The organism is Sphingobium phenoxybenzoativorans (assembly GCF_018286635.1).
Lineage (GTDB): Bacteria > Pseudomonadota > Alphaproteobacteria > Sphingomonadales > Sphingomonadaceae > Sphingobium > Sphingobium phenoxybenzoativorans.
Map to the genome: position 1 here is coordinate 2,483,154 of NZ_CP073910.1, position 21,283 is coordinate 2,504,436.

At 62.5% G+C, this 21,283-nt stretch carries 20 protein-coding genes and 1 tRNA gene; 7 read left to right on the forward strand and 14 right to left on the reverse strand.

Translation table 11 applies throughout. The features are described from left to right. Positions 1-32: 32 nt before the first annotated feature. The 5 genes from KFK14_RS12125 to KFK14_RS12145 are packed head-to-tail and all read right to left on the reverse strand — an operon-like array spanning position 33 to position 4,444. Positions 33-1,016: an AAA family ATPase gene (locus KFK14_RS12125; protein WP_212607815.1), complete on the reverse strand. Its 984-nt coding sequence runs from the start codon at positions 1,014-1,016 to the stop codon at positions 33-35. Next, the gene (tmk, locus tag KFK14_RS12130; RefSeq protein WP_246524609.1) at positions 1,013-1,666 is read right to left on the reverse strand and encodes a dTMP kinase; all 654 of its coding nucleotides are present in this window, start codon (positions 1,664-1,666) and stop codon (positions 1,013-1,015) included. The genes KFK14_RS12125 and tmk overlap by 4 nt, the downstream gene beginning before the upstream one ends. Further along, complete coding sequence (locus tag KFK14_RS12135) at positions 1,636-2,799, reverse strand: D-alanyl-D-alanine carboxypeptidase family protein (protein WP_212607816.1); 1,164 nt, start codon at positions 2,797-2,799, stop codon at positions 1,636-1,638. Before KFK14_RS12135 ends, tmk begins: the two co-directional genes overlap by 31 nt. A gap of 33 nt (positions 2,800-2,832) precedes the next feature. Further along, entirely contained in the window at positions 2,833-3,468 is a 636-nt protein-coding gene (locus KFK14_RS12140; protein ID WP_212607817.1) for a septal ring lytic transglycosylase RlpA family protein, read from the reverse strand. After that, positions 3,452-4,444, reverse strand: a complete 993-nt coding sequence (locus tag KFK14_RS12145) for a lytic murein transglycosylase (protein ID WP_246525043.1) — start codon at positions 4,442-4,444, stop codon at positions 3,452-3,454. Before KFK14_RS12145 ends, KFK14_RS12140 begins: the two co-directional genes overlap by 17 nt. Before the next feature lie 372 nt (positions 4,445-4,816). Between KFK14_RS12145 and KFK14_RS12150 the strand changes: the two genes are divergently transcribed. From KFK14_RS12150 to KFK14_RS12165, 4 genes are all read left to right on the forward strand, one after another. Further along, positions 4,817-4,906, forward strand: a tRNA-Ser gene (locus KFK14_RS12150). 29 nt (positions 4,907-4,935) lie between these two features. Continuing rightward, positions 4,936-5,295: a hypothetical protein gene (locus tag KFK14_RS12155; protein ID WP_246524611.1), complete on the forward strand. Its 360-nt coding sequence runs from the start codon at positions 4,936-4,938 to the stop codon at positions 5,293-5,295. A gap of 523 nt (positions 5,296-5,818) precedes the next feature. Next, a complete protein-coding gene (locus tag KFK14_RS12160) occupies positions 5,819-6,421 on the forward strand; it encodes a nuclear transport factor 2 family protein (protein ID WP_212607818.1) in 603 nt (200 codons plus the stop codon). Between the two features lie 147 nt (positions 6,422-6,568). Continuing rightward, complete coding sequence (locus tag KFK14_RS12165; RefSeq protein WP_212607819.1) at positions 6,569-6,874, forward strand: PilZ domain-containing protein; 306 nt, start codon at positions 6,569-6,571, stop codon at positions 6,872-6,874. A gap of 371 nt (positions 6,875-7,245) precedes the next feature. On the opposite strand, the gene KFK14_RS12170 is transcribed toward KFK14_RS12165, so the two are convergent. The 7 genes from KFK14_RS12170 to KFK14_RS12200 form a co-directional block, all read right to left on the reverse strand. Next, the gene (locus KFK14_RS12170; RefSeq protein WP_070153310.1) at positions 7,246-8,088 is read right to left on the reverse strand and encodes a TorF family putative porin; all 843 of its coding nucleotides are present in this window, start codon (positions 8,086-8,088) and stop codon (positions 7,246-7,248) included. A 357-nt stretch (positions 8,089-8,445) separates the two neighbouring features. After that, on the reverse strand, positions 8,446-9,948 hold the full coding sequence (locus tag KFK14_RS12175; RefSeq protein WP_070153313.1) for a SulP family inorganic anion transporter: 1,503 nt from the start codon (positions 9,946-9,948) through the stop codon (positions 8,446-8,448). A gap of 4 nt (positions 9,949-9,952) precedes the next feature. Further along, entirely contained in the window at positions 9,953-10,654 is a 702-nt protein-coding gene (locus KFK14_RS12180; RefSeq protein ID WP_070153316.1) for a carbonic anhydrase, read from the reverse strand. Positions 10,655-10,755: 101 nt separating this feature from the next. After that, a complete protein-coding gene (locus KFK14_RS12185) occupies positions 10,756-12,075 on the reverse strand; it encodes an ATP-binding protein (protein WP_246524613.1) in 1,320 nt (439 codons plus the stop codon). Positions 12,076-12,080: 5 nt separating this feature from the next. Continuing rightward, positions 12,081-12,791: a response regulator transcription factor gene (locus KFK14_RS12190; RefSeq protein WP_070153321.1), complete on the reverse strand. Its 711-nt coding sequence runs from the start codon at positions 12,789-12,791 to the stop codon at positions 12,081-12,083. Positions 12,792-12,941: 150 nt separating this feature from the next. After that, positions 12,942-13,409, reverse strand: coding sequence for a hypothetical protein (locus KFK14_RS12195; RefSeq protein WP_070153324.1), 468 nt, complete (start codon positions 13,407-13,409; stop codon positions 12,942-12,944). 293 nt (positions 13,410-13,702) lie between these two features. Continuing rightward, entirely contained in the window at positions 13,703-14,638 is a 936-nt protein-coding gene (locus KFK14_RS12200) for an ATP-grasp fold amidoligase family protein (RefSeq protein WP_212607821.1), read from the reverse strand. Positions 14,639-14,722: 84 nt separating this feature from the next. Between KFK14_RS12200 and KFK14_RS12205 the strand changes: the two genes are divergently transcribed. After that, a complete protein-coding gene (locus tag KFK14_RS12205; RefSeq protein WP_212607822.1) occupies positions 14,723-16,204 on the forward strand; it encodes a lipopolysaccharide biosynthesis protein in 1,482 nt (493 codons plus the stop codon). Between the two features lie 15 nt (positions 16,205-16,219). On the opposite strand, the gene KFK14_RS12210 is transcribed toward KFK14_RS12205, so the two are convergent. After that, positions 16,220-17,377, reverse strand: coding sequence for a GumK N-terminal domain-containing glycosyltransferase (locus KFK14_RS12210; RefSeq protein ID WP_212607823.1), 1,158 nt, complete (start codon positions 17,375-17,377; stop codon positions 16,220-16,222). 480 nt (positions 17,378-17,857) lie between these two features. On the opposite strand from KFK14_RS12210, the gene KFK14_RS12215 reads away from it, so the two are divergent. Together KFK14_RS12215 and KFK14_RS12220 are read left to right on the forward strand one after the other, a co-directional pair. Beyond that, entirely contained in the window at positions 17,858-18,136 is a 279-nt protein-coding gene (locus KFK14_RS12215; protein WP_139139189.1) for a Rap1a/Tai family immunity protein, read from the forward strand. Positions 18,137-18,213: 77 nt separating this feature from the next. Then, entirely contained in the window at positions 18,214-19,815 is a 1,602-nt protein-coding gene (locus KFK14_RS12220) for an alpha-glucosidase (RefSeq protein WP_212607824.1), read from the forward strand. A 146-nt stretch (positions 19,816-19,961) separates the two neighbouring features. On the opposite strand, the gene KFK14_RS12225 is transcribed toward KFK14_RS12220, so the two are convergent. Continuing rightward, on the reverse strand, positions 19,962-21,230 hold the full coding sequence (locus KFK14_RS12225) for a Xaa-Pro dipeptidase (protein WP_212607825.1): 1,269 nt from the start codon (positions 21,228-21,230) through the stop codon (positions 19,962-19,964). Positions 21,231-21,283: the final 53 nt, after the last annotated feature.

The following is a 21,283-nucleotide window of genomic DNA, read 5'->3' on the forward strand; positions in this document are numbered from 1 at the left end:
TAACCGCGTGATTTGCGCGGGCCGTGGCGGCGTCAGGCGGCCTCTCGCACATCAGCGATCCCAGCGATGAGGCTGCACAGCTCGAATACCACAGAAGACGGGTCCAGTGACAATATGACGGCGCCCGCCGCGAGGCTGCGCGCCTGCTCCCACGCATCGACGGCAGTGGCAAGCGCCCTTCCCTCGCGCGCACGAGCGGCCGCGGCGATGAAGGCGGGCCCACGTTCCAGCAGCGCCTCATACCGTGGCCGGGCGGCCTTGGGCGACAGCATCTTCGCGAGCATCAACCGCCGGCTATTGTCGGGGTCTCCGGTCGTCAGGATTTCGCGCATCAGCGATTCCACCTGCGCCAGACCGAGACCGGCAAATTCCAGGGCGCGGCCGGGCGACCCCTGCCCCATCGCGATCAGCGCCTCCATCTCGCCATCATCTGCAAGGTCAGGCAGATTCTGCCTCAGCACCTGCCGCATCTGATCATCGGGGAGCGGCGAGAAGCGCAATAACCGGCAGCGCGAACGGATGGTGGGGAGAAGGCGCGCAGGCGCATGCGACACCAACAGGAAAATCGTTCCGGCCGGCGGTTCCTCCAGATTCTTGAGCAGAGCGTTGGCGGCTCCGCGCTCCAGATCGTCGGCGCTGTCTATGACGATGACGCGGCGATCGGAAAAGGACGGCACATTGGAGAATAGCCGTTGCAGTCCGCGCACCTGGTCCACGCTGATATTGCGGGCATAGTCGCCATTGTCCTTTTCCAGCCGCTCCAGCTCGGCATAGTCAGGGTGCGCGCCCGAAACGAAAAGGCGGGCGATCCGATGATCGTCCGGCACATCCAGCCCAGAGGACTGAAAAGACGGACCTGCTGCGTCAGCCAGTAACCGCAGCGCCGCGGCGCGGGCAAAGGCGGCCTTGCCTATGCCCTTCGGTCCAGCGAGTATCCAGCCATGATGCATTCGCCCGCCAGCGGCCGCATCCATTAGGGTGCGGGCTTGCTCATCCTGTCCGAAATATGGCGTCATGGCATAAGGTCCGACAAGGCGTCCCAGAGGCGGGCGGTAACCTCATCCGGTTGCCCCGATGCATCGATCAGGCGGATGCGGCCCGGTTCCTGACAGGCATAGGCGCGAAAAGCATCCGCCACCCGGCGGTGAAATGCCGTATCGCGCGCGCCGATCCGGTCGGCCGCGCCACGATCCCGCTTTGCGGCGCGGGCAGCGGCTTCCGCCTCATCCAGCGTGAGGACCAATGTCCTGTCGGGCAGCAATCCTTCGCTGCCAATGCGGTGCAGCGCCAATATATCGGCATCGGCAAGACCGCTCGCTCCGCTTTGATAGGCGCGGCTGCTGTCGAGGAACCGATCCGACAACACCCAAGCCCCGCGGCGGAGCCCAGGAAGGATCGTCTTTTCAAGATGATCGGCGCGGGCGGCGGCAAAGAGCAAAGCTTCGGCGCGCGCATTCCAGCGATCCTCCGCGCCGGTGAGCAAAAGGCTGCGGATCGCTTCCGCCCCCGCGCTTCCGCCCGGCTCGCGGGTTTCAACGACCTCAAGGCCGGTGCCGCGCAACCTTTGCGCCAGCGCCTTCAACTGGGTCGACTTTCCCGCGCCCTCACCGCCCTCAAGGGTGATGAAGCGGCCCGTCACCCGAACAGCGACTTCAGGCCGTTCCACAAGCGGCCGAACATGCCTGCCTCCGTCACGTCATCGGCGGCGACCAGCGGCATGATCTGCGCGGGCGTGTCTGGCGTGGAAACCACGAGTTGCGCAATTTCCTGGCCCTTCTTGATCGGCGCCTTGATCGGCCCGGTATAGATCACCTTCACGCCGATATTGGACGAAGCCGTACGGGGCAGCGTGACGGCGAGATCGCGCGGGGCGACAAGGCCGACCTCGGTCGCTCCGCCAAGCTGCACTTCGGCCGTTTCGACCAGAGCACCCTTCTTGAACAGGGGCTGCGCTTTCCATGCGCGGAAACCCCAGTCCATGAACCGCACCGACTCCTCGATCCGGCCATTGAAGCTGGTAAGACCCGCAACGACCATGACCAGCCGCCGCCCATCCTGAACCGCCGATCCGGTGAAACCATAACCCGCTTCTTCGGTGTGCCCGGTTTTCAGGCCGTCCGCGCCGGTGATGCGGCCCAGGATCGGGTTGCGGTTCGCCTGCGCGATGTCCGCGCCGCCCATCGTCTTGCCCCAGGTGAACGACCGGGTGGCATAGAAGCGCTTATATAGGTCGGGCGTCTCCTGGATTGTGCCTTCCGCCAGCTTGGCGAGGTCGCGCGCGGTGACATAGGTCACACCCTCGTCGGGCCAGCCATTGCTCGTGCCGAAATGGCTGTCGGTCAGGCCCATGCGCTCGGCCTCCTGGTTCATCTGCGCGACGAAGGCCTCCTCCGTTCCCGCAATGCCCTCCGCCAGCACGACGCAGGCGTCATTGCCGGATAGGGTGACGATGCCATGCAACAGGTCGTTCACCGACACCTGCTCGCCGGGTGAAAGAAACATGGTCGATCCCGCCTGCGGGCCGTGCCATTTCTGCCATGTCTCCGGACGCACGGTGAATTTCGTGTCCAGCTTCAACTCGCCCCGCTGGATCAGGCGGAATGCGACATGCGCCGTCATCATCTTCGCCATGGACGCGGGCGGCATCCGCTTCTCGCCACCCTTGTCATACAGCACGGCGCCGGAGGACAGATCCTTCATATAGGCGATCGGCGCTTCGCTGGTATAGGGCGGCGCCTCTGCCGCGAGCGGCTGCGCCGCAAGAGTGAACAGGAGAGCGGCGGAGGAAATTCTTTTCATTGTCAGTCCCGGATCATGCCCCGGCGGGAGCCGTTAAGGCCGTTCATTAGCCACAATGCGCGAGTCCGCAAACCCCTTCGATGCGGAGACGGCGCTCTCCTGCGCCAGACGGGTGCGCAGGGCGGCAAGTTCCGCCGCCGGGACGGGAGGGCGCGCCACCGCCGGCTTTCCCGCGCGCAATTTCGCCTTGTCGCTTTCCGGTGGTTCGACGAGCCGGACATGCACAGCCGCCACGCCCTTCCTGACCACGCCAAGCTGCTCCGCCGCGCCTTGCGACAGGTCGATAATCCGGGTCCCCACGAAAGGGCCGCGATCGTTCACGCGGACTAATATGGTCCTGCCAGTGTCCAGCGCCGTAACCTCCAGATAGCTGGGCAAGGGTAAAGTCTTGTGCGCGGCGGACACGCCCGACGGCCTGAACCGCTCTCCATTGGCCGTCGGATTGCCTGACTGCTCCTTCCCATACCAGGAAGCATAGCCGGTGGCGTCATATGCGGCGACAGCCTGCGGCGTATAGGTGACGCCCTTGACCGTGTAAGGCTTTCCGATCTTCACCGGCGTATCCGAGACGGCGCGAAAGCCGCCCCTGCCCCCGCCCACCGTGCCGCAAGAGGCCAATGCAAGCGACGCAAAGGCGATGAGGAACGCGACGCTATTGGGCAACCGCATCAGCCAGCAAACCCACTGAAAGCGCATAGAAATTCGAGCAATTATAGTCGAGGATGACGCGATAGTTATTCGTCAATAGATAAGCCGTCTTTCCCGGCCCATCCGGCTCCAGCAGCGTCGCCAGCACAGTGTCCCCCGGCCAGGCCCGCCCCTTCATCACCACGCCCCGCCTGCGCCATTCGGCCATGGTCAGCCAGCGGCTGTGCCGCTCCATCACGCGGGGGCAGCGGGCGGCGTTGGTGCGGTTCGCCACGCCGGCCCGGTCGAACGAGGCAGGCAGGGTGACGGCGACGCCCCATGGCTGCCCCTTGCGCCACCCGGCGCGTACGAAATAATTGGCGATGGAGGCGAGAGCATCGGCCTCGCTGGTCCAGATATCCGCCTTCCCATCGCCGTCGCCGTCGCGGGCGACGCGCAGATAGACGGACGGCAGGAATTGCGGATAGCCCGTGGCCCCCGCCCAGCTTCCTACCAGACGGGAGCGCGGCACGCCGCTGTCCAGCATCTTCAGCGTCGCCAGAAATTCCGGCTCGAACAGGGTGCGCCTGCGCCCCTCATAGGCCAAGGTGCCAAGCGACCGGAGCAGATCGAAATCGCCGGTGTAGGAGCCATAATTGGTCTCATGGCCGTAGATCGCGACCATGATCGCTTCGGGAACGCCGGTCTGCGCCTCTATCTGCGATAATCTGGGCCGGTTTGACTGCCACGCCACCCGACCGCGAGAGATACGCGCGGCATCGACATGCTGGAGCCGGTAAGGCTCAAAATTGGGAATCGGGGAATCGAAGCTGCCTCCGGGCTGCGACTGGTCCAGGGCTATGACGCGCGGATTGGGCGTGAGACCGGGAAAAACCGTGTTCATCGTGGCTTCTGAAACACCCATCGCCCGCGCCTTTGGCCGCAGCCCGGCGAGATAGGATTGAAAGCCCGCATCCGGCAAAGGCGATGCGGATTGCGCGGGAATGGGCTGCACCATCTGCGCGCCCGATGGCGCGGATTGCGGCACGGCGCTGCCGGGAATGAGTGCGGCGGCCAGAAACCCGGCCAGCATGATCGGTCGCATGATAGTCTCCCTGACCGCCTTGTTGCACAGGCGGGCGATAAGGTGAATCCCCTAAAGCCTTCAAGGCGCGATGAAGATTTGCCTTGGCAATGGCTGCAGGGGCGATAAGAAGCGCGACACGCGGAAGGGCGGCGGAGAGGTCGATTGCAGCGGCCTTGAAAGCTGCTGGAGCTTGCGACCTGTGTGCAAAATTAGGAGTGTGGTTACAAGGGGTTAGTGTAGGTCGGGTTCACCGGGTGCAATCACCCATAAGCCTGTCGTAAGCTGCCAGCCCCGAAACGGCGTGGAAGAGTGTCCGAGTGGTTTAAGGAACCGGTCTTGAAAACCGGCGACGGGGCAACCCGTCCGTGGGTTCGAATCCCACCTCTTCCGCCATCGCCGAAATTTTGGCACAGGGGTATGCCATGAGTGAAGTTTCAACCGTCACATTGTGGAGGCCGGTCGGACCCGCCGAACTTCGTTTGATCGAAGAGACTGGCATGAAGGCGTTCCCGCCCCGCCTGCCTGAACAGCCGATCTTCTATCCGGTCATTACCGAAGATTATGCGGTCAAGATCGCACGCGACTGGAACGTCCCTGCGAGCGGGGCCGGTTTTGTAACGCGCTTTCAAGTGCGCAAGGATTACCTCGACCAATATTCGGTGCAGGATGCCGGCGGCAGAGCGCATCAGGAATATTGGATACCGGCAGAGGAAATGGATGCTTTCAACGATGCGATCGTTGGGCAAATTGAAGTAGTGCGCCAGTTCCCCGAGCAATCATAACAACACCCCACGCCCGAGGGCGTAGGGTGCCGGCAGCGTCAGGGCGGAAGGAGGTGTCGCCTACCCCCGCTGCTGCGGATGTTCGATTAACGAGGGACCGTCCGCTGGTCCTCGGCGCAGGCAGCCGAATAGTGCCCCGCGCAACCCTATGCTGGCACCTGCGGGCACCGTCAGCGAGCATGTGCGCCGCTCCATGTCCCGTCCTACTCCCGGCCGCGCAGAGCAGCGACTACCGCCCCATGTCCTCAGCAGCCAGCGCCACACTCTCCAATCCCGGCAGAATCTCGCGCTGAACCCATGCGTCAAATGATCCGAACCAGTGCGCCCACGGCGATGTTGCCGGCAGGGCGCGCGTCGCCTGCCGCTCACGTCTGAGGCGTGGGCGCGAAGCCAATAGCGAGGGTCGTGGGAGAGGGAGCAATTCATTTTCCAGCGCCACCTCTCCGCCGCTTGCAAATATTGCATGCAAAACTAATCCTATTTTCGAAAGCGTTGTGCCGCGCGCACCCTACGGAGAGAGATTATGACGATTTTACAGGCGAGCGCGATGGGGTTGGCGCTATGCGCGACGATAATCGGAACGGCGCAGACCCCCGTGCATGCAAAGGGAAATGATATGAAGGTTGCGACATCCTATAGCTTGCAGACGCTTTCCGACCGCGCCGAGATTCAGGAGCGGCTCGCGCGTTGGCCGGATATTGTCGACAGCATGAAGCTGGACCTGCTGCCCGAAGTGTTTCAGCCCGATGTCGTCTGGGACTTTGGCGGCGGCACGGTGGAATATAGCCTGGCGGCGGTGCGCAAGAAGATCGAAGGCCATCTGGGCGACAACGCTCCAACCTTTTGCGGCCATACCCGGCACGACCTGTCGAACATGATGATCGATGTCGATGGGGACAAGGCGCACAGCAAGGTCAACGTCTTTGCGTCGCACGAAGGGGTCGGGCCATATGCCGGGAAAATCCTGTATATCTGGCTGACCTATACGGACGATTGGGTCAGGACCGCCAATGGCTGGCGCATTGGCCATCGGGAATATCGTATCCAGTTCATGAATGGCCCCAAGGAGATTGTGTATGGTGACGACTCTCCACCAATCGACCCCTCCCAGATATTAAAGAAATAGAACGGCGGAGGCTGCGGGCGCATTTCCATCGATGGCCGCAAGTAAAGATGCGACCGCCAGCGCAATCGCGCGCAAGGGCGGCCCAATATAGCAAGGAAACATTAGCATATTCGCGTTAAGTCCGGATCGGACGAAAGGCAAAATGCTATGAAGACAGCATTGCTGACATGGGCGGAACAGGAGATAGACGCCCGCCGCGACCACCGGCTGGAGATATTCCTGCCGGTCAAGCTGCTATGGGCGGGAACCCGCAGGAGCGCCCAGATCGTCAACATCTCCCAGAGCGGAGCCAAGCTCTATTGCGCCATCACGCCTTCGCATGGCGACCTGCTGGGCATTGAATGGCAGGGCAAACTCATCCTCGGCCGGTGCGTCTGGTCGCGATCCCACCTCGCCGGGATCGCCTTTGAGGAGCGGCTGACCGATGAGCAGATGCGGGCGATGATCGCCTGACATCATCGTCATATTTCCGCTTTGTTACGACAAAATCCCTTTAATTCACGATAGATAGCGGAACCGAAGGCTGCATCTCAGCGTCTGTTAACCATGTTTGCAAGATGATTGCGGCCATAAGAGGCCGACCCTCGCGCCGTCAGGCCGGGGATAATCCCACCGTCAGCCGGAGATTTGCATGATCATTCGCACACGTTCAGCCATGGAGTCGGCAAGGCGCAGAAAGCCCGAAGATGTCGCCGCATGCGTCCGCAGAATCATAGGGGCAGGAGACGACCGGTTGACCCACCGCCCCCTGCCCTCGCCCCGCCGTCAGGCGGCGGGCTGAACAGCATGGCGGGACCGGCTGACCAGCCCCGCCATGCCTTGCATCAGAATGCCGCCGAGATCGAGAATACGACCTGACCCGAAGCGATCGACGAGCCATTCTTGGTCGACGAGAAGTTCGGCTGCAGGTAGAGCGATTCCGAGCTGCTGATGTTGGTGTCGACATAGGCGACGCCAAGGGTCAGCGGGCCGAGTGCGACGTCACCGCCAACCATCCAGTCCAGATACTTGCCGGTGGGCGCGACGCTGGTGCCGTTCGGGCCAAGGCCGGAGTTGCCGTTCGAATAGCCAAGGTGCGCCTTGACGGTCAGCGGCGTGGACGGAATGCCGGAGCTGATGTCGCCCCAGATGTAGAGATTGTCTTCCTTGTCGCCCGGCGCGTCAGGAATGCCGGTGCCGTAGGAAGCGCCGCTCAGATACCAGCGGCCAAGAGCCTCCTGCTTGGGCGCATAGGCGACGCCCGCGAGCAGCTTTGCCGGGCCGACGGTGCCGCTGACCTTCACATAGGGTTCGGCGAAGTCGGTCTTGTCCGAGCCGCCCGGATACATGTACCAGGTCAGGCCGACGTCGATGGTCGCGCCGCCAACGGGAATGGCGTAACCGGCGAACAGGTCAAGCTCCATGCTGGAGCCGCCGAAGGTGCCCCAACCCGCGAGGTTCGATCCCCAGGTGCCGACATAGGCGCCGCTTTCGTGGGAGACGGTGATGCCGCCCTGGATCGCCATTTCCTCATCGGTCTGCGAAACGCCGCGGAAGCGGTAGTCGGAAACCAGGCCAACCGAGCCGGTGACGGAAATGGGGCTGGAGGGCTCTTCCTGAGCCAGGGCCGGAGTTGCCGCCGAGAGAAGAGCGATGGCCGCGCAAGCCAGATGATAGCGCATGAACATTTCCCCTTTATTTGAAAGAAATGTTCCGTCCTGCGTCCGAGCCGTGCCTCAATCTCATCAGTGATGGTGAAACATCGGATCGAATGAGGCGAGGATAATATTGCGGCGCAGCATCCTGAAATCAATTCGGCCCGATGAAGGGCATATCCCGCCCGCTAGTGACCTATCGGCAACGGTTTATTTCTATATTATTTCTTGTTTGATTCATCTGGTTAACTGATCGCGGCGGAATATTTCCACTCGCCTGTTCAGCCTTTTGGGGAGGCGTTTATCGCTCCGAATCACCAAAAGGAAATTGCCCGCCGCATGGGTCATGCGGCGGGCAATATCGGCTGGATCGGGGCAAGCCCGGTCCGTTCATGCCGCGTCGGCGAACGTCTTTAACCGGCCCGTGGCGCCCAGCAGCTCGACGCGCTCGCCCGACTGGCGGCGGCGCTGCAGCCACTCCTTCACCATCTCAGCGCAGGTATGGTCGATATGCGACAGGCGCTCGATGTTGAGCTTCAGCGCCCCGGTTGCGGGGATGGCATCCAGCTTGGCGGACAGTTTCGGCAATGTGAGGAAGGTCGCCGATCCATCCAGCGTGATCTCCCGCGCTTCCCCGTCCTGACGCTCGCCAACCTTCAGGCCAAGCTTACGCAGATGAGGCAGCAGTTCGACCATCGACAGGCCCAGGCCGACCAGCACGCCGGTCAACAGGTCCGTCGCCACCACCATGATCAGCGTCGCCGCCCATACGACGGCGGGCAGAGGTCCATAGCTGTGGAACAGGTGCCGGACATGCTGGATGCTGACCAGGCGAACGCCTGTCACCACCAATATGCCCGCCAGCGCCGCCATCGGGATCTCCTGAAGCAGCCACGGCAGCAGCGCAACAAAGCCCAGGATCCAGATGCCATGCAGGATAGCCGACAAGCGCGTCATGGCGCCCGCCTGGACGTTGGCGGAACTGCGCACGATAACGCCCGTCATCGGGAGCGCGCCGGCCACGCCGCAAAGCAGGTTGCCAACGCCCTGCGCGCGCAGCTCCTTATTATAGTCGGTGCGCACGCCATTATGCATCCGGTCCACCGCCGCCGCAGACAGCAGCGTTTCCGCGCTGGCGATAAAGGCGATGGCCAGCGCCGTCGCAATGATCGTCGGGTTCAGGAACTGGCTCCAAATCCCTTCATCGGGCAGTGCGATCGCGCTGACGATCGACTCCGGCACCGTGACCCGCGCCACTTCCAGGCCCATAAAGAAGGCGACGAGCGTCGCGGCCACAACGCCGACAAGCGCGCCCGGCACCAGCTTCATCGAGGCCGGGCGGAGCTTTTCCCAACCCAGCATGCTGACGATAGTGACCAGGCCGACCGCGAAGGCGATGAACGCGGGTTCATTATCAAGACCCAGCAGCTTGCTTGGCATCGCCATCAGATTGGCGAGGCCGCTGGGCAAGGGCCGGTCGTCGAACAGCACATGGAACTGACCGACGACGATAAGGACGCCAATACCCGCAAGCATGCCGTGCACGACCGCGGGAGAGATGGCGCGGAACCAGCCCCCCACGCGCAATATGCCCGCGACGAACTGGATAATGCCGGCCAGAATCAGAATGGGGCCAAGAGCCGAAAGCCCCTGATCCCGCACGATTTCGAACACGATCACCGCAAGGCCCGCAGCAGGACCGCTGACCTGCAGCGGCGATCCCGCCAGCAGGCCGACGATCACGCCGCCGATAATGCCAGTGATCAGGCCCCTTTCAGGCGGCACGCCCGACGCGATCGCAATGCCCATACAAAGGGGCATCGCGACCAGGAACACCACGATGGATGCAGTGAAGTCGCGGCTGAAGGTGCCGCCGGAAAGGGCCTTCATCATTGGATTATTCCGCCGCCTGGAGGGTGGGAGCGATATCGCCGGCAAGGCGGCGCGCCTGCGGCAGGGCAACCGGCAGCGGCTCGCCTTCACGCAGCGGCACGAAGCGGCCGCTTTCGCCGTCCATGCCCAGCACCTGACCCGCATGAATGTCTACATACCAGCCATGCAGGGCGATCTCGCCGCGGGCGATGCCGGACGCGACCGACGGATGGGTGCGCAGGTGCGAGAGCTGCACCACGACATTCTCCAGCGCCATGTTGCGGAGCTTTTCCGCCGGGCTGAGGTCAGCCGGATAATTTTCGCGGCAAACTTTCTGCGCAGCGTGCGAGTGGCGCAACCATGCAGCAACATTCGGCATCGATCCCAGATCGGCGTCGGTCGCCAGCGCCTTCATCGCGCCGCAGTCGCTATGCCCGCAAACGATGATGTCGCGCACGCCCAGCACCATGACGGCATATTCGACCGTCGCGGTGACGCCGCCCAACTGGCTGGCGTGCGGCGGAACGATGTTGCCGGCGTTGCGGCACACGAACAGATCGCCGGGATCCGCCTGCATGATATGTTCAGGGACGATGCGGGAGTCCGCGCAGGAGATCATCAACGCCTTGGGGCTTTGACCATCGCTGGCCAGGCGGCCGTAAAGCTCGCTCTGGGTGGGGAAAACGTGGCTCTCGAAGCTGAAAACTCGACCGATGAGCTCGTTCATGGCTCTATTCCTCAGATAAAATGGCCCAGACGGGGGGTGTCCGGGCAGTCATCAAAGGATAGGGATCGACTTTTGCTGCGCCGCAGCAGTTTTGTTAAAAATTATGTCTGATTTCCGATATATGGCAGAAAAACCTGCGCCAGCAGGCCGCCTTCCGGTCTGTTGGAGAGGCGAAGCGTGCCGCCTTCCCGCTCGATTGCGCGCAAGGCTATGGCAAGACCCAGCCCCAGCCCCTTTGTGTTCCTGCCCCGCGCAGCGTCCAGACGAACGAACGGCCGGAGCGCATCGACCAGCCGGTCCGGCGGAATGCCCGGACCGTCATCAGCGATCGACAGAATGATGGAGTCGGCGTCCCGTTCCAGCGAGACACGCACAGTTTCGCCATATTTTGACGCATTTTCAATGAGATTGCGGATCGCCCTCTTGAACCCGACCGGCCGGACCGACAGGTCGAGATTGTCTGGGCCAGCATATTCGGCCCGCCCGCCGCTATCCGTAATCTCATCCACCAGCGTCGCGGCCATGATGGCGATATCCATTGTCTGCGGCTTTTCCGGGTCATCCTCTCCGCCCAGATAGGCGAGCAGCGACGAGACCATCGCCGACATTTCCGTCACATCATTGCCGATTTCCTGCCGCAGCGCCTCGTCGCCTATGCCCTCCGCGCGCAATTGCAGCCGGGCCAGCGGCGTGCGCAGATCATGGCCGACCGCCGCCAGCGCCTCCACCCGGTCATTGATCAGCGAATGAATGCGCGCCTGCATCTCGTTAAAGGCGCGCACCAGGCCGCGCACCTCAACGCCGCCGGTCTCCTCGATCGGCTCCACCTGCTCCCCATGGCCGATGCGAGCCGCGGCCTCCGACAATTTGCGCACCGGGCGCAGGGTCGAACGCACCATCAGTCCCGCGATCAGGCTGAGGCCAAGCGCGACGACCACCATCATGACGATCCAGGTGAAGCGAAACTTCTTTTCGTCCACCAGTTGAGGCGCCTTGAACGTCACCCAACTGCCGTCCGCGAGTTGCAGGGACCCCATCACGATCCCTCCCCGCCCCGGCTCCTTGAGATACAGCCGCAGGTCGTGGCGGGCCAGCACAGGCTCCCATCGCGTAATCTGGTCCCGCATCTCGGTCAGGTCGGCGGACATAGGCGGCGCCGGCGGCAAGGTTGGAACCCAGCGTATGGTGAAATTCTTGCTGGAAAGCCGCCCAGCGATAGCGGGCCGTTCCGCGGGCGGCCTCTGAATCATCACGCGGCTTGCGCCAGCGAGATGTTCGGCCACGCGATGCACCTCATCTTCCCTGACGCGCAGCTTGCTAGCGCGGTCGTAAAGGATCGTGCTGGCGCAAAATTCGATGAGGATCGTCAGCAGGACGATCCCCAGAATACGGCCGAGCAGGCCGACGGAAGGGTGCAGCAATGCCCTCAAACGCGCTCGACTTCAGCGCTGAACATATATCCGATGCCACGCACCGTGACGATCGGCGCCTTGCCGCCCTTGTGCGACAATTTCCGCCGCAGCCGGCTGATGAGAACATCGACGCTACGGTCGGAGCTATCGCCCAGGCGGGTGCGGGACAGTTCGATCAACCGTTCGCGGGCGATCACCCGCTGCGGATTGTCGATGAAGCTCGCCAGCAGATCAAATTCCGCCCCGGTCAGATCGACAACCGCATTAGTCGGCGAGGTCACTTCCCGGCGCGGGAAATTGATCGTCCAGCCGTCAAAATGCGCTTCCCGGCGGCCGCCGCCCTCATGCTGACGATCCATCCGGCCCCGGCGCAATATCGCGCGGATGCGCGCGATCAGTTCGCGGGTGTCGAACGGCTTGGTCAGATAATCGTCCGCGCCCAGTTCAAGCCCGACGACGCGATCGACCTCCGCCGCCTTGGCGCTGACGAAGATGATGGGCACATCGCTCTTTTGGCGGATCTGGCGGCACAGGTCGAGACCGTTGGTGCCCGGCAGCATGATGTCCAGCACCACCACATCAACCGGCAGTTCCGTCATGATATTCCACATTTCCGGCGCGGAACCGGCGGGACGGACATTAAAACCGTTTTGCTGCAGCGATCGCATGACCAGGGTGCGCAGTGCCGGATCATCCTCGACGATCAGAACATTGGGGGCGGTCATGTTATGGAAATTCCAGACAGTTTCTGGTCCCCCATGTAAGGCACGGAGAGACCTGGATCAATGATGGCCGATCCGGATGCCCATGCGCCCATATTGGGGGGAAGCGCAATTAGACATCCGGATAGGTTGACGAAGAACGGGCTGGCGGCCTCAGCCGCCCTTGGCCCGGTTCAGCGCGGCAACGCCGTCCAGCTCCGCGACCAGCGCGCTCTGATCGCGCTGGGCAACGGCAGTAGCCTGCGAGGCGAGCTTGTCGGACTGACGCGCGACGGCGGCGGCAATACGCTTCTCGGCGGCCTGGCAAGTGCCGATCTCATAGCCGGACAGGGGCGCAAACTGATGAATGGGTTTGGCCAGCGCCGCGACAGCCGTGCTGTCGGCGGTGTGGACGGCGCGGTTCACCACGACATTGGCTTTCCAGCGGCAGGCGGACTGACCAGCGCGGCTCGCGGGGATGGCCGCGATTTCGCGGGTGCTGGTCTGCGAATCCAGGCTGTAGGACGCATTTACCGGCAGCACATTATGCTGGACGGCAGCCTGATGGACCGGCTGAGCATAGGCAGCGGGAGCGGCGACCGCAGCCAGCATCGCAATCCCCGAAAGGATGGTGAGTTTCATAAAAGTCTCCTGCTAGATCCCGGCGACTGGTTCGCGCCGGTAACTGATCATTGAGGTAATCAAGCAGGATGTCCGGCCCATTTTCCGGTTGTAACAAAGTGTTGCCCCGAAATGGCTGATTTACAATTCTTGTAAATTCAGAAGCTTAGAAACAATCGCATCGGGCGATCGAAGCCATACCCGGATCACGAGAGCGTAAAAGCCCGCCCCTCCCGACACAATATCCGCAGGCTTACCGGTTTTACCACAACGGCCGGTCGCTTTGTGAAAGGGCGAAGCGGCCGGCTATTCGCCTATTGCGGAACGGAAAAGCCCAGGCGCCATTTTGCTCCGAGCAGCAGATCATATTCCTTCGGCTCAAAAGCGTCGAAGCCGCCGCCGGGATATAGGGTCAGTTCCCCTACCCTGACCCATTCGTCGCAGGCGTAGAGATCGACGCGCAGGAAATCGAACCCCTTGCCCAGCCGTTCGGCGAGGCGGATCATCTCCTCCAGCCGGGCCGGTTTTTCGACCTCGCCCAGAAAGAAACCGTCATAATCGGGGTCGTGGAACGGCAGCTTTCGCCATTCGGGGTCATAATTACAGTAGGATGTCTGGCCCTCGCTCTCAAAATCCACCTCGATATGGGAAACGACGCCATCGAAGGTGAACAGGCGGTAGTCGGGCGGAATGGCACCGCGCGAAAGCAGCATCGGTTCGATGATGATGCGCGGCTCCAACTGGCTATAGGCCCATTCGCGATTATAGGAGGCATGATCGATCGCCAGCCAGGCTTCCGAAGGGTCGTCGGCCATCAGCGCGTCGACATCATCCCAATCGTGCAAAAGACGCCCGACGCCGCTGGCATGCGTGGGCTTCACGACCGCAGGCAGGGCGATCTTCCGCCAGTCGACGCTGGACAGCGACGTGCCCACCCATTGCGTCGGCACGACATAGCGGGGACCGGCCACCTCGGTAATCAGCGCCTTCACATCCGCCTTGTCGACGATGGTCGGGAAAAGTGGGTTGCGGTCATAAAGCTTGCGCGCCTGAACCTTGTCGGTAAAGGTCCGCGGGTTGCGAAGGTCGGGGAACCGGCCCCGGAACGTGAAATATTTCAGCGCGCAGAAGGTCGCGTCGGGAAGCGGCGCGATGATCCTGCAGATCGCGCTGCGCGCCACGTCCTTCCAGCTTTTCTGGGTATGTCCGGTATTGAGGAAAACATCCCTGTCCGTAACCGCCGCCGTCACTTGCGCCCTTTCCTCGCTTTGCTGCGGCGATTGTAACAGCGGCCGTTTAACAGGCGGTTATGGACTCGCGATAAAGACGCGCTGATGGCAAATATCCTGCGCTCCTCCCTGATCAGCATAGCGGCGACCGGCGCATCGCTGGCGGCCGGCTTCGTAAGCAACATCATTGCCAGCCGGATGCTGGGGCCGTCCGGCGCGGGCCTTATCGCCTTTTCGCTATGGGCCGCGACATCCGCCTCGGCCGTCGCCGATCTTGGCCTTCCGCAGACGATGCTCCGCAATGCCGGGGCCGCTTCGGGACCGGGCGATGCCTGGAAGGGGCTGGTGCATTCGGCGCTGCGCACCTTCCTCCTCTCCGTGATGCTGGTGGGTGCGGGCATGCTTGGCTATGCCGCGTGGCTGGGCCGTCACGAGGATGGAGGCGCATGGCGCTGGGCGGTCACTGCGGCATTGTTTGTCGCCTATGCGCTGTCCGCCTTCTCCACGGCGGTCGCGCGGGGACGCGGGCGCTTCGGGCAAACAGCGGTCAGCACGGCGATAGGCGGCGCGCTGCAGGTGCCGCTCGTACTTATCGGAGCATGGTTCTGGGGGGCGGCGGGGGCGCTGATCGGCCATGTCGCCCGCTACCTGCCCCAAGCTTTGCGCCTGCGGGGCTATTTCAGGCACCCCGCTCGTCCCCTCACGCCGGAGATGCGGTCCTATGCGGGGAATATGTGGCTGAGCGACCTGGTGGAAAATATGATCCTCTCGCGGATCGAGTTTCTTTTCCTGGGCATCTTCTTCGCCTCTACCCAGATTGGCTATTTCGCATCCGGCCTTGCGCTGGCCGGGCTGGTCGAGCAGATCATGCTGCAGATATCCCCCGCGCTTATCGTGGGATTTGCCGATGCGCATTCGCGCGGCGACATGAAGTCGCTGCAGACCTCCTACAGCCGCGTGATGCGCATGGTCAGCCTGATCATCTTTCCCGTGACTTTCGGCGGAGCCGCGATCATCCCCGCGCTTTTGCCGCTGGTGTTCGGTGAGCCTTTCATCCCCGCCATTCCCGCCGCCGTCATACTGATGGCGACGGTCGGCGCGGCGGCGCTCGCCGTCATTCCCTGGGGCCTGATCAGCGCCGCCAGCCAGAGCCAGCAGATCCTGCGCATCCAGATATTCAGCGGCTTTCTGACGATCATCCTGCTGCTGGCCATCGTCCCCTGGGCAGGGTTGGAGGGGGCAGCCTGTTCGCGCGCCGGGGTCAGCCTCCTGACGCTTGCGATACTCCTCTATATCGCCGCCCGGCATATCGGGATCGCGACGCCCTGGGCAGCGTTGATCCGCACGATGATCGCAGGCGGCCTGTGCGCCGCTGCGGCGGCTATTCCGGTGATGATGATCCCGCCCATTCCCGCCATCGCCGTCGGGGTGATTGCGGGCGCTCTGGTCTATATCTTCGCGATCCGTCTACTTCGGCTGGTCGATCCGGACGATGCCGGCCTTTTGCTGGCCGCTGTGGAGGGCAAATTGCCTGGCCCTGCGAAGCGGATCGCGGCCAGCCTCTCAGCCTTCATCGCGCCACGATAGCGGCAGCATCCAGCGTTAGCCCTCGAAGGCCGCCTCAAGCGTCTGCCGGGCTACATCGTGCCAGGTCATGATCCCCTTGCGCAAAGATGCCGAGTGGGGAAGCGCCAGCGCCGCATCGATCTTGCCCCGCCAGTCATCCTCTCCATCCAGCCGGTAGGTAATGGCGTTCTTGCCGGTATAGGGGATGAGGTCCGGCATCAGGATCGGCAGCCTGCAATAGCTATATTGGGGCAGCTTTAGGCTGGATTCCGAGAGATACACCTCCCCCGCCGTCATCCTGTACGGCGCCAGACCGATGTCGGCGTGGCGGATATAGGGCACGATGCTGTCGAAATCCCGCTCGCCATAGATGACGACATTGGCGGGCAGCGGCCCGTGCCACTGCGCGCCGAAGATATGGAAGGTCACTTCCGGGGCGGCCGCCGCCATTGCGGCAACGGCATCCTCATCGAACAGCATATTGCCCACGGACACGGCGTTCCGGCTGCCCGCCGGATAGGGCGATGGCTGCTTCTTGTCGAACAGGCGCGCATCGACGCCCTGCGGAATGAAACGCACATTGCCGCCCGCGGGCAGGCGCTCGGCCAGCAGGCGGGATGGCACGCAGATAGTATCGAACTGCGGGATAGCCCGCTCCTGGATGCTTTCCAGCACTGATGCCGCCCCCACGCTTTTCAGCAGATCGCGGCAGAAATAGAGCAGGCGCGCTTCGGGATTGTAACGATGCACCGTGTCGAAGAAGCACAGGGCGGAGCCGCTCTCGATGACGACAAGGTCGGCGTCGGCGATCTGCTCGCGCGCAAATTTGGGCAGATAACTGCCATATAGCCGGAACGCGCCCTCGCTCAGCCGGTCGAGCACCGCGTTGCCCGAACTGAAGGCGTGAATGGGCGGCAGATAGGCTCCTGCCCACAGATTTTGCCGCACCAGCTCGAAATGGTTCGCCTGATGCGCGGACAGCGCCAGGAAACGCGGCCTGTCCTTGGCGTAGGTCAGCCAACTATGTCCGACGGTAGTGAAATAGACCTGGTTGCCCTGCTCCGCCCAATTCTGCGCCACGAAATGGACGGACGCCTTACGATAGCCGGGCAGGAATACATGGGAGGTCAGGATCACGATCTTCCGCGGCGTCGCGGCGGCGATGGTCTCTTGAATGGCCTTGTGATGAAACACAGTCGCGATCCTGCACCGCCAGCGCACGGCGCGCTGACTTTCAGGGTGACCGGACAGATGCGTTCACCCACTCGACCTACAATCACGGCACGGATAATGGCGGGTTAAGCCCGTTCGGGGCTTTTTCTGCTGTCAGAAAATGGGACAAATCCTACGTTTCTGGACTGTTTCGGCATTTCGGAGCGGCGGCTGCGCCGGGGACGGAATGCAGGACATGTCGCCCCCGGCGCAGCCGCCGCGCGCGTACCAGCGGCGCGACTTTCAGAAGAGGGCCGCCGCCATGACCGGAGCCCCGCTTTCCTGCGGCACAATATGGTTAACATTCATTTCCCATCGCCGGTAAACTCCTGTAGAAATTCAACGGGTAACCGCATGAATCATAAAATGCGGGGGGCGTTCATGATCGGGTCTATTGTTGCTCCATTATTGTTGCTGGCTCCGGCTCCGGTCCAGGCGCCTCCAAAGGCGCCGTCGGTTTTTATGTTTGAAACCGGCGCGAGCCTGCTGGAGAAATGCCAGAACAAGGCGCCGGAATATGCGCTGGCCTGCACGGCCTATGTTGTCGGGGTGGTCGATGGCATTAAGAAGGACATCTATCTGGGTCGCGCGCCCACCACATGCTGGCCCGACCGGCTGGGCGCGACGCAGGTGCGCGATATCGTCGTCAAATATCTGAAAACATACGCCGATCAGCGCAATTTCCCCGCGTCGCTGATCGTCAGCGTCGCGCTGGCCGACGCCTTCCCCTGCCACCCCTGAAAAGACCGTCGAAGCATTTGCATCGCCGCCTTCGCTAACGCACAATGGCGTCACCATCAGCGGCATGCAGGAGAATCATGAGCGACAGCCAAAGCGATCGCTGGTGGCGGGGCGCCGTCATCTATCAGGTCTATCCGCGCAGCTTCGCAGATTCCAACGGCGACGGCATAGGCGACCTTCCGGGCATCACCGCAAAGCTTGATCATATCGCGTCGCTCGGCGTCGACGCCATCTGGCTGTCCCCCTTCTTCACGTCTCCGATGCGCGACTTCGGCTATGACGTGTCCGACTATTGCGACGTCGACCCGATTTTCGGGACGCTGGCCGATTTCGACGCCCTGATCGCCCGCGCCCATGCGCTGAATCTGAAGGTGATCATCGACCAGGTTTACTCGCATACCTCGGATCAGCACGCCTGGTTCGTGGAAAGCCGGTCCAGCCAGGACAATCCAAAGGCCGACTGGTATGTTTGGGCCGATCCCAAGCCCGAAGGCTCCCCGCCCTCCAACTGGCAATCCGTGTTCGGTGGTCCGGCATGGACGTGGGATTCACGGCGGCGGCAATATTATCTGCATAATTTCCTGAAAGATCAGCCGCAGCTTAACGGTCATAACCCGGACGTGCGGCAGGCGCTGCTCGACACGGCGCGCTTCTGGCTGGACCGGGGAGCCGACGGGTTCCGGCTCGACGCCCTGAACTTCGCGATGCATGACCTGCAGTTGCGGGACAATCCGCCGGAAACCAAGGAAGGGCCAAGGACCCGCCCGTTCGATTATCAGCAACGGCTTTATAATCAGGGGCATCCCGGCATTCCGCTGTTCATCGAGTCCCTTGCCGGCCTGATCATCGGCCATGGCGACCATTTCACGGTGGCGGAAGTCGGCGGCGAGGACGCCGACCGGGAGATGAAGGAGTTCACCCGCCTGCCCGGACGCCTGAACAGCGCCTATGGCTTCACCTATCTCTATGCCCCGGATCTGACGGCGGAGGTCGTGCGGGAGGCGATAGCGGAATGGCCGGGGAAGGATGCATTGGAAGGATGGCCAAGCTGGGCCTTTTCCAACCATGACGCCCCCCGCCATGTCACCCGCTGGGGCGAGGGCCGCGAGCGTGACCGGTTGGCGCGGCTGACCATGTTGCTGCTGACGAGCCTGCGCGGGAATATTTTCATCTATCAGGGCGAGGAGCTTGGCCTGCCGCAAGCGCATGTGCCCTATGACCGGCTGGTCGACCCGGAGGCGATAGCGAACTGGCCGCTGACGCTCGGACGGGATGGCGCACGGACGCCCATGCCGTGGACCGGGGAAGCGCCGTGGGGCGATTTCTCGGTCGTTGAGCCGTGGTTGCCGATGGACCCGGAGCATTTAAGGCTTGCCGTAGCGACGCAAGAGGCAGACCCGGACTCAATGCTGGTCTGGACGCGCCGGATGATGGCGCTGCGCAAGGCGCATGCAGCCATCCGCACGGGCAGCATAAAGGTCAGAAAGACACCGAAGGCGCTGCTGGTCTTTGACCGGATTATGGGCGACGAAACCGTGACCTGCGCGTTCAACCTGACCGACGCGCCCATCGCGTGGCAGCCGGATGATGCAGAATTGAGGATATTGGCGGCTGTGGGTTTTGAGGGTGAAGGCGTTCCGGCGAACTTGCCTGCCCTGTCAGGCTATATTGCTATTTGAGGATAAATCCGCTCGTCCTGAGCTTCTCGAAGGACTGTCCTTACTCCTGAAGAATAGGACAGGGCTTCGACAGGCTCAGCCCGAACGGAAATGAGGCTGGCACGTCCGTTTTTCGACTTCGGAACGGCAGTGGAGCGTCCGGGCAGCTAGTCGACCAGCTTGCCGCCCTTCACGACATCGGTGACATGTTCGAGGACGGTCACATCCTTTAACGGATCGCCGGCGACAGCGATGATGTCGCCATAGCGGCCGACCGCGATCGCGCCCACGTCGCCCTCCTGCCCCAGCGCCTTCGCGCTGCTGACGGTCGCCGCCTGGATCGCCTGCAGCGGGGTCATGCCCCATTCCACCATCTTGGCGAACTGCTTGCCATTGTCGCCATGCGGATAGACGCCTGCGTCAGTGCCGAACAGCATCGGCACGCCCGCCTTCACCGCCTTGCGGAAGGTTTCGCGCTGCAGACGGCCGATCATCTTTTCCTTGTCCAGACTTTCCTGCTCGGTGCCGTTGGCCGTGCCGGTCGCAAGGATATAGTCGTCATTATAGATATCCATGTCGAACCAGGTCTTTTTCTGGGCCGCGAGTTTGATGGTCTCGTCGCCCGCCAGACTGCAATGTTCGATCGTATCGATCCCGGCGAGGATGGCGGTCCGGATGCCCTCATCACCATGTGCATGCGCGGCGACCTTAAGCCCCAGCATATGCGCCTCATCGGCAATCGCCTTCATCTCCTCCAAAGTGAGCTGCTGTGTGCCAACCCCGTCGCCCAGCGAAAATACGCCGCCGGTGGCGCAAATCTTGATCGCGCGGGCGCCATATTTGTGGAGCCAGCGGACCTTGGCCCGCGCTTCCTCCGGGCCATTCACGACGGACGGCTGCTTGACGTCCATCGATGGAGGCAGGCCGCCCTCGTCACAATGGCCGCCGGTCGCGCCGATGGCATAGCCTGCGGGCACGATCCGTGGCCCCTCGACATAGCCGCCCTCAATCGCCTGTTTCAGCCCGACATCGCCAAAGTCCGATGCGCCGACATTACGCACGGTCGTAAAGCCCGCCTTCAACGTCTTTTTCGCATTGGCGACGCCAACCGCCGTCCAGAAACTGTCGGTATAACGCAGGCCCTGATAACCGCCGACTTCCGCCAGGCTGGTCAGGTGGACATGCATATCGATAAGGCCGGGGAGGATCGTCTTGCCGGACAGATTGATATGCCTGACCGTATCGGCCCAGCGGACGGTTCTGGCATCGGCGATGCTGGTGATCCGGCCATCTTCGATAAACACCGCTGGGCTGTCGACCTCCCTGCCGGTCAATACGTCGACCATTTTGTCGGCGGTGACGACCACGGTTTCGGCGCTGGCGGCTATGGGCGTCAGAGAGGCGAGGAGACCAGCGGCGACGGCGAACTTCTTCATGCGATTCCTCCGCATATTTTTTTGAGATAACACCGGCCTACCGCGCGATCACA